This is a genomic window from Allocoleopsis sp. (assembly GCF_036703385.1).
Lineage (GTDB): Bacteria > Cyanobacteriota > Cyanobacteriia > Cyanobacteriales > Coleofasciculaceae > Allocoleopsis.
On sequence record NZ_DATNPA010000115.1, the window covers coordinates 1 to 14,144 of the forward strand.

Below are 14,144 nucleotides of genomic sequence, written 5' to 3' on the forward strand. Positions count from 1 at the left end.
TTGCAGTTAGCGTAGAACCGATTGATTGCAATATATGCTCTATCTACTGCGACTTGACAAGCATGAGAGTTCAAGGCGTTTACAAATGGAAACTCAGCTCTCAGTGCCGTGTTGTGACGATACAGCTCCTTTTGCCCCACCTCTCGATTGTCCATCCAAAAGCGGATAATCTTGTTGCGGACAAATTGTGCTGTCCTAATCGCCTCGTCTATGGCAGCGTATTGAGTTGTTTTTCCCTTAGCCTTGAACTCTAGGACAATCATTTGATGTGGAAAAACCTACATCAAAATCATATCATGGATAAAGCCGTCCTAGAAGGACGGGGCCTGAATCCCATTTTTTTGGTCATCAAGTGGAGGCTGTTGAACTGGTCTACAGAGTAATTCAGCAATTTACGCCACCTGCGTGAGGGGATATAAACTTTTGCAACAAAGCGAATGATGCTTCAATTGTAAGAAATCGCGCTCTTACAGACACTGGGGTCTAAAATCGGAATGACGGGATGCAAAGGGGCGACAGATGCTCAAGCGGATTTGGCGGTGGCTTAAGGGGTTGTTTCGGCGTTGGTTTGGCAGTGGAACCTCATCCCAATCCTCCTCTTACCGGAACAGAGTCCATTCATCTTCCTCCAATTCTGGAATGCGGGACTTAGAAGCGTTACCCTCCCTAGCCGATTCAGATTATGAGTATCTGTTCAGGCAACTGCTGGAAGGAGTGGGACATGGCTGGGATCAGCAACGGGTTTCGCGCTGGTTTGAGGGACTTAAAGGACGCGTCACCGAAGCGGATTGGGTGTCGTGGCTGCGGCGTTTTGGGGAACGAGTGCTGGCATCACCCGCACCCAACGATGAGTTAGCAATGCGACTGGTGCATTTAGCCGATCAAGCACAATCTACCCCTGCTCTACAGGAAATTGGAAATGTGGCCTATGACATTGGCAGGCAGCTGTTAAATAGGGATTCGGGTGGAGCGGTTTGGGAGTATGAGGGGCCAGATGCCTCGGCTACAGAGTCTTTTCTCCCTTTAACCGCCTTGGATCAACAGGGTGAACCCATTAATCAGGAAGAGGCAGCTACTGAAACGATCACGTTGGATGAGTTATTGGTAAGGTTGCAGCAAGACCCCAACTTACTTCAACTGGTTGCCCAGCAGTTGGGAATTGAAACCAATGATCCACAAGCAATCATTCAGGAACTCGTCAATCAATTTACTGCGACGGCTCAGTCCGCTAACGATGAGGCAGAAGCCTAATTCAGTGGGAATTGGGAGAAGTTCCATTCCCTATAATCAATTAGGGTTGAGCCACTTGGAGATCTGGCTGGCCAGTCCACTCAAAAGTGCGCCAGCCATCAATAGACCGATCGCTGGCGTAAATACAGGCTCCCACAAGCGATACCAGAGATCTAGTCCCAAGGGAACGCCAATGGATCGACCGACTACTGCGATCGCTAACCAAAAAAAGCTCAACAAAACCAGGAACACATCAACCATTAAAAATTGATTCAGCCAACGGACGAGTCGGTCTTTCATCAGGTTATATTTCCCTAGGGAAATCACTCTTGTTCGTTATAAATTGTGAGAGTTTCGGGCTGATCTTGCAAGATAAGAACCCCTATTCCCACGGCTCCCTCCTGTTCAAGGTCTTCTATGTAACCGCTTTGATTCTGCTTCGCTTCGCTGGAACTCTCAAATGGCCCAAAGAAGTAAGTGCAATCTGGCGTCTCCGTAACAATTTTTACCCACCAAGCCATGCTGTTAGTAGTATCCTTCGAGAACTTCTCTGGTGCCAGTGTTGGCAAGGCCATGTCCAAGGTGCTGGTAACCTTCACCATCTGTCGCTGAGGTAATTGGAGCAACAGGCAAACGAGGGCGCAAAGTAGAAAGAATAAAAAAACTCCGAGCATTTTTACACTCTTGCGTTGTTTCAGCGAACGGGGTCACTCAGCGTCGAGGGTCAGTGAGCCAAGAAGCATCACCGCTCACAAAATTTTGCACATTTATTGATCGTTGTCAAGTCAAATGCAAGTACCCAGACAACGTTCGTTCCATGATGGCTCAACGGCACTGATAATGAATGCTAGGACTCTCTCGCCACTGGCATCCCAATACTAGAGGGGCACTTCAACTTCGGCGAGCCACAGCACAGGGAGTCAAGACTTGGTATGTAACTCACTGTTCCGGCGTAATATGGCTAAATTTTGCCTTCGACTTCATGGTGCTGCCAGCGTAGCTTTGCTGACCTTGACTACAGGCTGTGCCTCGCTCTCACTGCCTGAGACTACAGTCAGAAAGACTTCATCGTCAGTACGCCACTTTACGGCACGCTCAGTTGTATCCCAAGAGTCTTCCTCGAACTGCCCTCGAATCGAGCCCTTTACTAAGGCTGTTGACAAAGCAATGAGGGCAGCTATTCTGGCTCAATCAGCTAAATCCAAACAAGATTGGGATTTAGTCGTCTCAAGTTGGGTGCAAGCGATCGGGGCAATGCAAGCCGTTTCCCCACAAAGTCCCAAACGTGCTTTTGCCCAGAAAAAAGTCGCAGAGTATCTCCAAAACCTGGATGTTGCGATCCAAAAAGCAGCGATCGCTAATTCCCAGCTGCCCTTTGCTAGCTTCAACAACCAAATCTTTGACGAGCAGCTACTGCTTTATCTATCCTATATCGCTGCTGTTGGTAAGCCCGATGTTCTAATTGTCGGTAGTTCCCGCGCTTTAGTAGGCATCGATCCCCAGCAGTTGCAACAAGCTTTAGCCGCTCAAGGTAAAGGAAATCTCAAAGTCTTCAACTTTGCTGTCAATGGTGGAACAGCTCAAATTGTTGACTTTCAATTGCGGCAACTTCTAACTCCCGAACAACTGCCACGCTTAATTCTGTGGGCGGATGGGGTACGAGCGTTTAACAGTGGGCGACCAGACCGAACCTATAACAGCATGGTCGCGTCTGCTGGATACCAAGGCTTGATGGCAGGCTCACGCCCTACACTCCCCCAAAACGGATCTGAAACGTTTGAGGACTGCGAAAACACTTCAGGGGCGTCCCTGTCGAGATTCAGCCCACAGAATTCCAAAGCGTCAGGTAGCTCAACCAGCTTAGCAGCTACTCCAAGGCCGTGGCGGATGGCAGGAGTATCTCTTGAAGCGATGGGCAATTCAGGAACCATCCGAGATGAAGGGCTACTCTTAACACAGTTGGATGAGATAACAGCGCCTTCTGGGCTGACTCTGGCTCGGAACATAACAGGCTACAGTAGTTTGGCCATTAAGGCCAATGGTTTCCTCCCCTTGGATATCCGTTTCGATCCCAAAATCTACTATCAGAAAAAGCCACGCGTATCGGGTCGATATGATGCCGATTATCAGCCCTTCAATTTAGCAGGACAGCAAGCCACTGCGCTCAATTCAGTGAAAGCCTTGGCGAAGCAGCAACAGATTCCCTTGGTTTTCGTCAATTTGCCCCTCAACCAAGACTATTTAGATTCGGTGCGCCGCCTCCGGGAGCAGCAATTTCAGCAGTTGATGCAGCAACAAGCGGGTGACGGCTTGAGCTTTATCGATATGGGACGACAGTGGCCTAACCAAAACGAATATTTCTCTGACCCCAGCCATCTGAATCGCTACGGAGCCGCTGCGGTTGCGAAGCAGCTGGCAAATAATACCCAAATTCCTTGGCCTCAGACGCATTAGAGCAAGGGTATGGGAAATAGAGATAATAACTTTTGCCGCGACGGTCTAGGTTCCCGGAGAATCAGCTGTCGCTTTTGGAGCAGCAGGCACACCCTCAGGAGAAGCAGGCTGATTGTTAGGAGAGGCAGAGGGCGAACTCTTCGGAGATTCTTTCCCAGACGGAACACTCTTGGGTTCTACAGCCTCTTTTGCCAGCTGCTCGACTTGATCTTTGTACTTAGGTGGCGCTAAAGAAGCTGCCGTTGTAAACAGAGGTTTGGCGTCTGCCACTTTACCCTGTTCTTTGAGAATCAATGCTTTGGCTAGTAGGGGGCGAAAATCTTGCTTGTTAGTCTTGATCGCCTCATCATAGATTGCGATCGCTTCGGTGTAGCGCTTCTCATTGGCATAAACCAAACCCAACAACAGCTGAACGGAGATCACATCCACCGTTCCGGGTTTCATATCATTAATCGGCGTTGCTGTTTTTAGGGTGTCTTGTAGCAGACCGATAGCAGCTTCTGGGCGCTTTTGCTGAATGTATAGACCTACAAGCCCTTCCAGAGCCTCGAGATTCCCCGGCTTTGAGGCTAGGAGTGTCCGATAGGTTTGAGCCGCTGCTTCCTTGTCGCCGAGCTGCTGTTTGGCCTGAGCCAGCAAGACGGCATATTCAGGTTGATCAGGGTTCAGCTTCACGATCTGTTCTAGAGGAGGAATCGCCCCAACGATATCTCCCAGCTTCAGCCGTGTCTCCAAAAGCCCCCGCAACGCCGATGCATTCTGTGGCTCTCGCTGTACTACCAGTTCATATCCCTTAGCCTGAGCTTCTAGTTCGGCTTGCTTTTGCCCCCCAATTGTCGGCGTCGATGCGGTTGTTGCTTCTGAAGAAGGTGAATTATCCGTGAGGACGATATCTAGCAAAGGAATCATCGAAAAACCGACAAAAGCCAGTACCGCCAGCACCAAGACTATACTTACCCAAGGATTCCGCTTTTGAGACACAAAACTTCCTCGAACTCTAATCACATTATTAAACTACTTGAGGCAACTGGAAGATTTTCCAGTAGCGAAAACATGAATCAGGCCAGAATTATGGACAGCATTAAGCTAGATTTGATTAGGTGCAAGCTTTTCCGATTAAAGATTCCATAAACTTTGCGGATATACCAGTCCTCCCACTGCATTTTGTACAATGGGCAGACTGATATTCAGTGCTCTCACCCTTTGAGCGTCTTGAAAAGCCAAAGTCTAAGGACAATTTCCTTGGGCAAGGCACCAAGCCGCTTGATAGTTGTGAAAGAAACGATGCTTTTGACGTCAGCCCAACTCCCATAAGGGAATGTGTCTCCGCCGCTAGGAGGTTATATGAGTCCTTCTGTGAATCGGTCTTCCGAATCACCCCAGTTTTCTGATACTCAGTTACCAGAAACATCCAGTGTACCAAGTCAGGCCCCAACAACGCCATCAGGCGATGATTCAAACGTTACTACCGCAGCTCAAGAAGCTGATTCGACCGGAATCATGTCATTAGACCAAGAGCGACAGCAACCGATTCCCCCACCCAGTGAACCCATGCAGTACCGAGCGATCGGACTGATACGGGGACAATATATGCCTTCCGTCGATCAATTGACGCGAGGTACATTAGTGGCAGCAGATGGAACACTGATTGATGCCGTCTTGCTGGGTCGTGTAATGAGCTTAGTGAAAAATCACTTAAGCTTAGACCAACCTCACCTTTGGGTCGTTTATCCCCGGTCAAGACAAGAAGACGGAAACTTGCACGTCCAAATCGTTGGCGTCTGGGAACCCGATAAACTCCAAAAAACGCTACCCAACCCATCTACCTCAGAGGAAGCGCCAGAAGAACCAGAAGAACCAGACAAACCAGACAAACCAGAAGAACTAGACAAACTAGACAAAGTAGACGAACCACAAGGAGAGACGTCTCCAGAACCGTCTGAACCGGAGGTCTCATCTATTGTCCAAGATGGCTATTTTTCCATTCGTGGTGAGGTAATCTACCACTCGCGAGAAGAAGAACAAGTCATCGTTAAAATCAAGCAGTCTCCGCGTAAAGAGGCGGACAAGACTAAGTTTTTCAAGTTAAAGCTCAAGGGTCTCCTCGGAGACCGGGTAATTGGTCACTTTTGGGATTTGCATGTCCAGCTACAAGCTAATACCCTCTTGATTCAAGAGGCCAACGATATTGGTCTGCTGCCTGCGAAGAAGTATCCCAAAAAGAAACCTTTCCAGAAAAGGAGACCGCTTGGGGCGGGAGGCAAAAAGCACGCCTCCAACCAGCGTCCTATGCGCAAAGGTGAACGACCAACAACAGCAACCAGTACACCACCCAAACGCCGCGACCCGGTACCTAAACCCATCAAACGCAGCGAGAAGCAGGGAGAAGGCAGTCCGTCGGGCAATCCTTCTAGCTAAGGACTAGAAAGTAGGAATTGGGGAGTGGGAAGGATTTTTCTCACTCCTCAGTCTCCTCATACTCAAATATTGAATGAGTCAATAAAGAATCAGTCATGAATTACAAAGAAGTATGCAAATCTTGCGGCAGAAAGGAGCGGTTCATCGGAATTGATGCTACAGGTTCAGTGAGGGTAAATTCGCCTCGGAGAATCCACTCCTTTAATTCCACAGCGACCTGCCGTGAACGGAAGATACTCGCCAGGGGAGCAACCTTGACTGATTTGCCCTCAATGGTGATACGACCGGTTTTCAGTTGGGCATAGCTCACTAGACCAAAGGTGGGACGGACGCGCCGAGGAATAGAGAAGTCTACGACAGGTGCGACAACGTCCTTATCTTGGACAGCACAGGAGTTGACCACTTCCTCGTTCAATACAGGGAGTGGCACGCCGACACCCAACATTAGAGAAGGGCCATAATTTTTGAAGTAGCAACCCCGTACCCACTTGGGATTCATTTGCTTGGCATCTCCAATTAAGGCCAGTGTAGCGGATGGGCCGATTGGCGTTCGATTGGGAAGGCGTTTTTGTAACGGAAAGTGTTGGGTACCTTCCCAGGCAATGTAGCCAATACCACCACCCAGGAAAATTTGGGTACCGATACCAATCAGCTGGAGTTCGGGGTCATTCAACAGCGGAGAAATGGCTCCTGGGTTGGAGTAGACGGCATTGGCGAGTCGAGGTTGCAAGGGACCGAGGTAGGTGAACAGAGGGCGATCGCCACCATTGACCCCAACAATAAAATTTTGATAGAGATTCCTGGGATTAAATAAATAAAATTGATTAATGGTATTGCGGGTGATGGTTGTCTCAAAAGATGCCCTAGGATAACAGTCTGTCACCTGTCCGATCGCACGCAAGTGTACAGGTTTATCCGCAATCAGGTCTTCTATGACATGACCACCGCCCCGTTCTCTTAATTCTTCAACGTCGGGTACTTCACCCGTATCAATATAATCTACGCCTTGAGTGGCTCCCAAATACAAATCTACTGCCCCAAAGCCAGCGTAGGCTGGGATACCATCCAACCAACATTTGCGAATCTTAATGGGTGGGTCTGTGTGACCTAGATTGATAATGGCACCAGAAGACTCCATCGGCTCAAAGGTGCCGGTGGTAACTACGTCAACTTCTTGAGCCGTCTGAGTGACACCAACCTCTGCTACTCTTGCTTTAAGTTCCTCTATTGTCCATACCACGGCACATTGGCGACGGATTTTGTCGTTGATTTCAGCAAGGGTTCGCATTGTTGGTTGATGGCTTAGACACAACTCCTCCTTAGTTTCTAGCATTTGGCTGTGATCTGCTCACTCAAGGTGCATTGAAAATAGGTCAGAACTTATGCACAGAAGCCAAATATTGTAAGGGCGAATGGTCATTCGCCCCTACGCATGGTGGTTCAAAGATAAGTTTCGTAAGTCCTGTCTGTCTTGAAGCAACAGATGCTGAACGCTAGTGAAACATGAGAGTTGGGTTCGCAAGTCTTAAAGCTGAGCCATCAAGTTGGGCTGTTCCGAAGTCACATCAAAGATAACTTCATAGGACGCCGTTGGATTTTTTGAGCGAAGAATTTGCAGATGGGCTTCAGCATCAGCGCGACGATGAAAGCGCACGATAAGCCGTGATTGCCTGTTCGCCTGTTGCCGGACGATACACCAAGGATTTACATGGTTTCTGTAGGTCATGAGATTCTCCTAATTAAGTAGATGCAATGGAGTCGCTCTTTGTGAAGAACGCTTTCGCGTTCACTTAGCGGCAAAGTGAGGAGGGTTCACCTGCCGATTACTCATGTTAGTAGAGAAGGTAGAAAGACCAGTGGAGGTAAACACCCCTAACAGAGATAGCCCAGAGGATGTGTCAACAGACTTTAATTGCTCTAACCGACTTCACCTCTATTAGGGTTCCGCACAGGATTAAAGCAAGACAGGAGCGTTTTGGGGCATCAATGAGGCGGTGGGAAAAATTTGCAAGGAATTAGTGGCAGACACACTTACCCGCATCCCTACTGGCAACTGGGTGCTGAGTTTTGTGCGAGCATGTAGTTTTTTCCCAGAAGGCGTCTCTAAACAATAGCGATATTCGCGTCCTAGAAAGTGGCGATCGCAAATCACAACCTTTGCCTCGTCATCCGGCTGGAGCATGAGGTTTTCTTCACGCAACATGATCTCGCCCACATTGTATAAACAGGGTTCAGTCTCGCCTGGAGGATTGAGTCTGGAGTCCACATGCCTCACCTCAAAAGACCCCACTTCAGTTTCCCACAGGTGGTCTCGGCGTTGGGCCAGTAGAAAATTAGCCTGAGTAACAAATTCTGCTACAAAGCGAGTGGCAGGATGAGTGTAGATTTCCTCTGGTGTCCCGAACTGCTCTAAGTGTCCGCCGCACATCACACCGACCTTGTCGCAAATGGAAAGGGCTTCTTCTTGGTCGTGAGTGACAAAAATAGCAGATGTTCCAGTTTGCTTGAGAATCGATCGCACTTCGTGGCGCAACCGCAAACGCACTTGGACATCCAGATTGCTCAAGGGTTCATCCAACAAAATTAAAGCCGGTCGCGGCGCTAAGGCACGGGCAAGAGCCACTCGTTGTTGCTGACCTCCCGAGAGTTCGTGAGGGTAACGCTTTTCTCGCCCAGATAATCCAACCAGGGCGAGCAATTCTTTAATTGTTTCCTTAACCAGAACTCGGCTCTTTTTCAAACCAAAGGCTACATTCTTCGCCACAGTGAGGTGAGGAAACAAAGCATAGTCTTGAAACACCATACCTGTATCCCTCTGCTCTGGAGGTACCCAAGAACCGCAACCCGCAACCAGACGCCCAGCCAACTCTACAATTCCTGACTGAGGATGCTCAAACCCTGCAATGATGCGCAACAGTGTAGTTTTGCCGCAGCCCGAGGGGCCGAGTAAACCTAGCAACTCCCCCTGTTGTAGCGACAATGTAACATTGGCAACCGCTGGGCAGGGTGAATGCTCAAACTGCTTGGTGATGCCCTCTAATTTTAGAATCGTCGGTTTTGTCATTGAAGTTTTGAGTTTCGAGAGTTCTAGAGTGCTGAGTTAGTTGGTTTTGTTGATCTAGCTCCAGATTTCAGTCAGTCGATCCAGGGGTTCTCTGTTGGGGGAAACACACGACTTTTGCAGGGCTACGACATGCCTTGCCCCTACCCTGTGGTTGACGCACATGAGAACCGCTATATACCCAGTGTTAACCCCAAATTTGCCAGCAGTGTTCCAGCCAAGATGCCAGTTCGCGGCGTGGAACGGTTAGCTGCCTGACGACACTCCAGAGTTGAATGGCAGCTGCCACATCCTGAATCTGATAGCGCAAAGGCTGGTTAGTCCGACATTGACAGGGAATCTCTAGCTCTTGTAAGCGCCTGTAAACTTGCCAGCGATCGCCCCAGCTAATCTCAATCTCTTGATCGGCTTCTATTTTGGAACTGAATCGACTCATGCGTCTTCAAAGATGCGATACTTTATCATTAGTGTCTTCAAGAAAGCCCAAAAGCTTTCCGGGAGACTTGGACAGTAACAAGGTCTCTCAAATTCTGAGCCTGACTAATCTACATATAAAGCAAATGCTAAAAATTCTCAACTAACTTGCAAAAATTAGCGAAAATTATCCTCAAATAGCTGAGAAGACCAGCAAGCCAGCATAGCGAGATATGACTGGTAAACTATTGACATAGTGAAATTTCTGAGATAGGCGTGTTACACTTTATCATTGCCAAGAAAACCTGCCTAATGAGAGGAGAACACGACACATGGCAGAAACTCAGGGTATATTACGCACATTTGGCGAGGTCTACGATAATCCAATCTTGCTAGAACGGAATGTCACCGCACCGATCTGTGAGGGACTCAACATTGCTTTGGCAAGTTTTCAAGCGCTCTACCTGCAATACCAGAAGCATCACTTTGTGGTGGAAGGTGCTGAATTTTACATGCTGCACCAGTTCTTTAATGAAAGCTACGAAGAAGTGCAGGGACATGTCCATGACATTGGAGAGCGATTGGATGGGCTAGGGGGTGTTCCGGCAGCTAGCTTCGCTACACTGGCACAATTGTGTTGCTTTTCGCCAGAAGCGGATGGTGTGTTTTCGTGCCGCGAGATGGTAGAACACGATCTCGCCGCAGAGCAAGCATTGATTCAATTGATTCGGCGTCAGGCAGGGCAAGCGGAGAGTTTAGGCGATCGCGCTACCCGGTATTTGTATGAAAAAATCCTGTTGGAAACCGAGGAAAGAGCTTATCACCTGGCTCACTTCCTCGCTCATGACAGCTTAACGCTGGGGTTTGTTTCAGGTTCACAGAACTAACACGCTTAACCTGAATTTAAATCTCTCTAGAGGCTGAAATTCTTATCGTTACCCAGGTTTTTGTAAGGGTGGGTTTACCTATAGGACGCCAAGCTTTAGAAAAAGAACCATAAAAACCCGCCCTTACTTGAATTCCAGAAGGGGCGAACACAAGATTCGCCTCTACACAATTAAAACCCGCCTCTACCTAACCGACTTTTGGAAGGGTAGTTTTTGTTATAAAGGTCGGTTAGAGTCAAACGTGAAGGCGGGTTTTGTTTAAATGCGATCGCATAGAATCCAAACTTATCTGCGAAACCCGCCCATAAAGAATTGCTAAAGAATTAGCCAAAAATCACCTGTCCTAGCGCAGCAACTTCTTTGCCAGCACATCCTTGTCATCTTCACTCAACCTGTCCCAATCCAGCCCCCGCTTCGCACTCAAAGCTCGTAGTTCTTGTTCTTCCTGCTTTGACTTCTCATCTTCCGCTCGCGTCCCTGTTTCCTGATTGAGAGCATGTAAAACTGCGAACTTTTCCTTCTGTGGTAGTTGCTTAACCAAATCAATCACTTGGTTAACAGTCAATTCTAATTTAGGCATGATTATCACCTCGGCAACTGTTTAAATCGAAATCTTAAACCCACAGCGCTAATTTAATTAAATTAGGATAAGTTGTGGGTGAGAGAGAAAAGCGAACGTCTACAACGCCCCATGAAAGAGCGCACTGAGTAGTTTGGAAACAAGAGCTAAGGATGTTCATTGTTTCAACTCAGCCACTTAGACTATCACAAGCGTGATTGCCTGGTATTCCCCTAGGGTAGATAATTACTTTCCATTGTTCAAATGAGTTAGGGTATCTTAACCTCCAGTAGGGTTACCCAAGCGGTGGTAGACAATGATGTTTGACAATTTTAAATTTCACTATTCTTTCAGAGGTAACAGAGCTAAACCTCTGATTCTTTTTTTGCACGGATTTATGGGTGATGGTAATGAATTTAATGAAGTTATTTCCTTGTTATCTGACCAGTTTTGTTCTCTAACCGTTGACCTCCCCGGTCATGGAAAAACTAGGGTTTTGGGAGACGAAGAGTGCTATATGATGTCGAACACCGCTGATGCTGTGATTAATTTGCTAGACCAGCTAAATGTTAAAAATTGCTTTTTAGTTGGCTATTCTATGGGGGGTCGATTGGCTTTATACCTAAATCTCCATTTCCCACAATATTTCTCTAAGGTTGTGCTTGAATCTGCATCTCCGGGTCTGAAAACAGAACGGGATCGACTAGAACGAATTCAACGTGATTTTGCACTATCAAAAAAATTGGAAAAAGGTAATTTACCGACATTTTTAGAAAAGTGGTATGATCAGCCACTTTTCGCTTCTTTAAAAAATCATCCAAAATTTGATTTCTTAATAGAAAGTCGATTACATAATAATCCGTGTATGTTAGCTAAATCACTACGTAATTTAGGTCTTGGATGTCAGCCTTGTTTGTGGGAAAATATAAAGCACAATAAAAATCCTTTGCTTTTAGTCGTTGGCGAATATGACAGCAAATTTATAGTCATCAACTCTGACATGGCTAGATTGTGCCAATCCACAACGCTAGAGATAGTGAGTAGTTGTGGTCATAATATGCACTTTGAAGACCCGAAAACATTTGTTGAAAATGTTCGGCTATTCTTCACATAATGTAATAAATCGCAGTGTAAAATAACGTAAAGTATTTTATCGGTGTCTTGGTGATTGACACCGCAAATTACCGTGATTTTCCGTATTCTTAATGAATGGAAACAATACCGTTCCAAGAGCGATCGCTCGAAAAGCTCTAGACTGGTTTACGGCAGCACAGCTTTCAACATTGAATCCACCATTCCCTTCTCTTGAATGACCTCAAAGGCCGCTTCACCCAAAATCCGGTGCGCTGCTGTCGTGGGATGAATGCTGTCCCAGAACAAAAACTGAGCTGGATTACTACAGGTCCCAGAGCTAGATATGCAAGCACTCGTAACATTAGTAAAGCCAAACGCTGCGGGATTAGTGATGGCTTCTCGATACAGCGTATTGGCATCTAGAGTCGCAATCTTCAGGTCAGAATGCTGCTGGCTTAATACCTTAAGATTTCGCCTCAAGCCCTGATTATGCGCTTGTGTTAATGCAGTGAGACTTGCAGAATTAGCACTGGTTCGCGTAGCGGGTAACCGCCCCAAATCTGGTAAATTTGCCACTAGGAGCTTTTTAGCACCCACATTAGCAAGAGAAGCGATCGCACCTGTCACATTCTCAACCGGATTAGTCGCACCGCTGGCTCCCTGCAAATAATCATTCGCTCCGGCCCAAAGTACATACAGCGCATCTGGATTTGTCCGTTGATGTGCTTGGGTAAACGACTGCACCTGTGTCACCAATCCGGGGACAAGACTGCTGCTAGAGCTTCCGGTGATTGCACCCCCATAGGCAAAGTTGGTAACTCGGTCAGACGGTAACTTCAGGCGCTCTGCGAGATACTCAACCCAAACCCGACCATTCGAGTAACGCCCCTTATAGTAAGTCGGATTGGGCGGATACATTCCCCCTGTCATCCGAAACACTCTTCCCATATCAGAAAGACTGTCTCCAAACACATAGAGTTCATTGATGGAATCAGAACGAAGAGTTGATAGTATGAGTGCAACCATAAAAGCTAGAAAGGCAAGGACTGCTGCAAGAAATCGTTGTTTCAAGAATTCCAAAATCTTCTCATTAAAAATTATTCCTCCCCAGTCGAGGAAGAGGGCTACTATTTGTTTTTAGCTCTCGCCTGATACGAGGTGCGTAAAGGAAGGATCTAAGACACTCAATCCACTGTAACGAATCCTTTGATGGTGCAGGGAGGTAGAACCGTACTCAATAGAGGGATTGCCCGCAAAAGAATTAGTAGTTGAGCTATCTGAGGCCAACCATCTAATAATGGAGATGGCTGCATACTAAATGCGAGCCTCGCTAATTTGAGAAATACTGACAATCGCCAGATGAATACTGAGGCTCAAGATAGGAAAGCGGCGAAGATAATGCTGAGGGAGGCACTCGCTGCCTACGGGGGTGACACCAAGCATGAGTCCGTAGCCGCAGCCATCTCCAAACTTGTACACTTAAACCCAACGGCAGCACCGACTCGTAGTGAAGCGCTAATGGATGGGCAATGGCTGCTGATTAGTGCCCCTAACTTTCCTAATGGAGAGTTGCGAGCTGACGGTAAGTATGTTTACACCCTCGGTAGGCTGGCTTTTAATCTGTTTCAACCTACTAGCTTAAAGATTGTAATTGATCGGGTACTGCAACCTGTAGTTCCTGTAGGCGAGGGCCAACAACGGACTCACGACATTATTGTTGAATTCACTACAGCAGACGAGAATACTCCTACGCTACGAGGCATCGTTCACAACCAAGGAGTTTGCCAACCTAGTGATGACAACACCTTGCAAGTGCAGTTCATAGGGGGAGAGCTGGCACCGAAAGAGCAAAATGAGATGGAAGCTTGGAAAGCGATTTTTGGTGAGCAGTCTAAACCTTCAAGAAGAAGCTTAAAGGAAAGGCTGATGACAGTCGTCTTGAAGATGATGTTCGGGATTGTTCCACCACAAGGAATGGATGGTAAAACAGGACGAGTTTCTTTCAAAATGCGGAAATCTCCTAAAGGGAAGCTCAAACTACTTTATC

16 protein-coding genes and 1 pseudogene are annotated in these 14,144 nt (G+C 47.4%); 6 read left to right on the forward strand and 11 right to left on the reverse strand.

All coding sequences use genetic code 11. From position 1 onward, the window contains the following. Positions 1–263 (reverse strand): annotated as a pseudogene (locus V6C93_RS05670) (RNA-guided endonuclease TnpB family protein); the annotation flags it as partial. A gap of 256 nt (positions 264–519) precedes the next feature. Here V6C93_RS05670 and V6C93_RS38930 point away from each other — a divergent pair. Beyond that, positions 520–1,251, forward strand: a complete 732-nt coding sequence (locus V6C93_RS38930) for a hypothetical protein (RefSeq protein WP_333475679.1) — start codon at positions 520–522, stop codon at positions 1,249–1,251. A gap of 36 nt (positions 1,252–1,287) precedes the next feature. Here the strand turns inward: V6C93_RS38930 and V6C93_RS05680 are convergent, their stop codons facing one another. From V6C93_RS05680 to V6C93_RS05690, 3 genes are all read right to left on the reverse strand, one after another. Then, positions 1,288–1,530 (reverse strand): hypothetical protein, encoded by a 243-nt coding sequence (locus tag V6C93_RS05680; protein ID WP_333475680.1) that lies wholly within the window; start codon positions 1,528–1,530, stop codon positions 1,288–1,290. A gap of 23 nt (positions 1,531–1,553) precedes the next feature. Then, positions 1,554–1,904 (reverse strand): DUF1816 domain-containing protein, encoded by a 351-nt coding sequence (locus V6C93_RS05685; RefSeq protein WP_333475681.1) that lies wholly within the window; start codon positions 1,902–1,904, stop codon positions 1,554–1,556. Between the two features lie 306 nt (positions 1,905–2,210). After that, the gene (locus V6C93_RS05690) at positions 2,211–2,393 is read right to left on the reverse strand and encodes a hypothetical protein (RefSeq protein WP_333475682.1); all 183 of its coding nucleotides are present in this window, start codon (positions 2,391–2,393) and stop codon (positions 2,211–2,213) included. Between the two features lie 4 nt (positions 2,394–2,397). Here V6C93_RS05690 and V6C93_RS05695 point away from each other — a divergent pair, with 4 nt between their 5' ends. After that, positions 2,398–3,684 (forward strand): hypothetical protein, encoded by a 1,287-nt coding sequence (locus V6C93_RS05695; RefSeq protein WP_333475683.1) that lies wholly within the window; start codon positions 2,398–2,400, stop codon positions 3,682–3,684. 45 nt (positions 3,685–3,729) lie between these two features. Here V6C93_RS05695 and V6C93_RS05700 read toward each other — a convergent pair whose 3' ends face one another. After that, entirely contained in the window at positions 3,730–4,665 is a 936-nt protein-coding gene (locus tag V6C93_RS05700) for a tetratricopeptide repeat protein (RefSeq protein ID WP_333475684.1), read from the reverse strand. Positions 4,666–5,028: 363 nt separating this feature from the next. Between V6C93_RS05700 and V6C93_RS05705 the strand changes: the two genes are divergently transcribed. Beyond that, on the forward strand, positions 5,029–6,102 hold the full coding sequence (locus V6C93_RS05705; protein WP_333475685.1) for a hypothetical protein: 1,074 nt from the start codon (positions 5,029–5,031) through the stop codon (positions 6,100–6,102). 100 nt (positions 6,103–6,202) lie between these two features. Here V6C93_RS05705 and V6C93_RS05710 read toward each other — a convergent pair whose 3' ends face one another. From V6C93_RS05710 to V6C93_RS05725, 4 genes are all read right to left on the reverse strand, one after another. Then, entirely contained in the window at positions 6,203–7,390 is a 1,188-nt protein-coding gene (locus V6C93_RS05710) for a homocysteine biosynthesis protein (RefSeq protein WP_349262621.1), read from the reverse strand. Positions 7,391–7,627: 237 nt separating this feature from the next. Next, positions 7,628–7,828, reverse strand: a complete 201-nt coding sequence (locus V6C93_RS05715) for a hypothetical protein (protein WP_333475687.1) — start codon at positions 7,826–7,828, stop codon at positions 7,628–7,630. Between the two features lie 228 nt (positions 7,829–8,056). Next, on the reverse strand, positions 8,057–9,166 hold the full coding sequence (locus tag V6C93_RS05720; RefSeq protein WP_333475688.1) for an ABC transporter ATP-binding protein: 1,110 nt from the start codon (positions 9,164–9,166) through the stop codon (positions 8,057–8,059). A 184-nt stretch (positions 9,167–9,350) separates the two neighbouring features. Then, positions 9,351–9,599: an Asr1405/Asl0597 family protein gene (locus tag V6C93_RS05725; protein WP_333475689.1), complete on the reverse strand. Its 249-nt coding sequence runs from the start codon at positions 9,597–9,599 to the stop codon at positions 9,351–9,353. A gap of 310 nt (positions 9,600–9,909) precedes the next feature. Between V6C93_RS05725 and V6C93_RS05730 the strand changes: the two genes are divergently transcribed. Further along, a complete protein-coding gene (locus tag V6C93_RS05730) occupies positions 9,910–10,464 on the forward strand; it encodes a Dps family protein (RefSeq protein WP_333475690.1) in 555 nt (184 codons plus the stop codon). Positions 10,465–10,807: 343 nt separating this feature from the next. On the opposite strand, the gene V6C93_RS05735 is transcribed toward V6C93_RS05730, so the two are convergent. After that, the gene (locus V6C93_RS05735) at positions 10,808–11,044 is read right to left on the reverse strand and encodes a hypothetical protein (protein WP_333475691.1); all 237 of its coding nucleotides are present in this window, start codon (positions 11,042–11,044) and stop codon (positions 10,808–10,810) included. A 295-nt stretch (positions 11,045–11,339) separates the two neighbouring features. On the opposite strand from V6C93_RS05735, the gene menH reads away from it, so the two are divergent. After that, positions 11,340–12,137, forward strand: coding sequence for a 2-succinyl-6-hydroxy-2,4-cyclohexadiene-1-carboxylate synthase (menH, locus tag V6C93_RS05740; protein WP_333475692.1), 798 nt, complete (start codon positions 11,340–11,342; stop codon positions 12,135–12,137). Between the two features lie 146 nt (positions 12,138–12,283). Here the strand turns inward: menH and V6C93_RS05745 are convergent, their stop codons facing one another. After that, complete coding sequence (locus V6C93_RS05745) at positions 12,284–13,123, reverse strand: SGNH/GDSL hydrolase family protein (RefSeq protein ID WP_333475693.1); 840 nt, start codon at positions 13,121–13,123, stop codon at positions 12,284–12,286. A 333-nt stretch (positions 13,124–13,456) separates the two neighbouring features. Here V6C93_RS05745 and V6C93_RS05750 point away from each other — a divergent pair. Beyond that, a partial coding sequence (locus tag V6C93_RS05750) for a hypothetical protein (protein WP_333475694.1) occupies positions 13,457–14,144 on the forward strand: 688 nt, incomplete at its 3' end.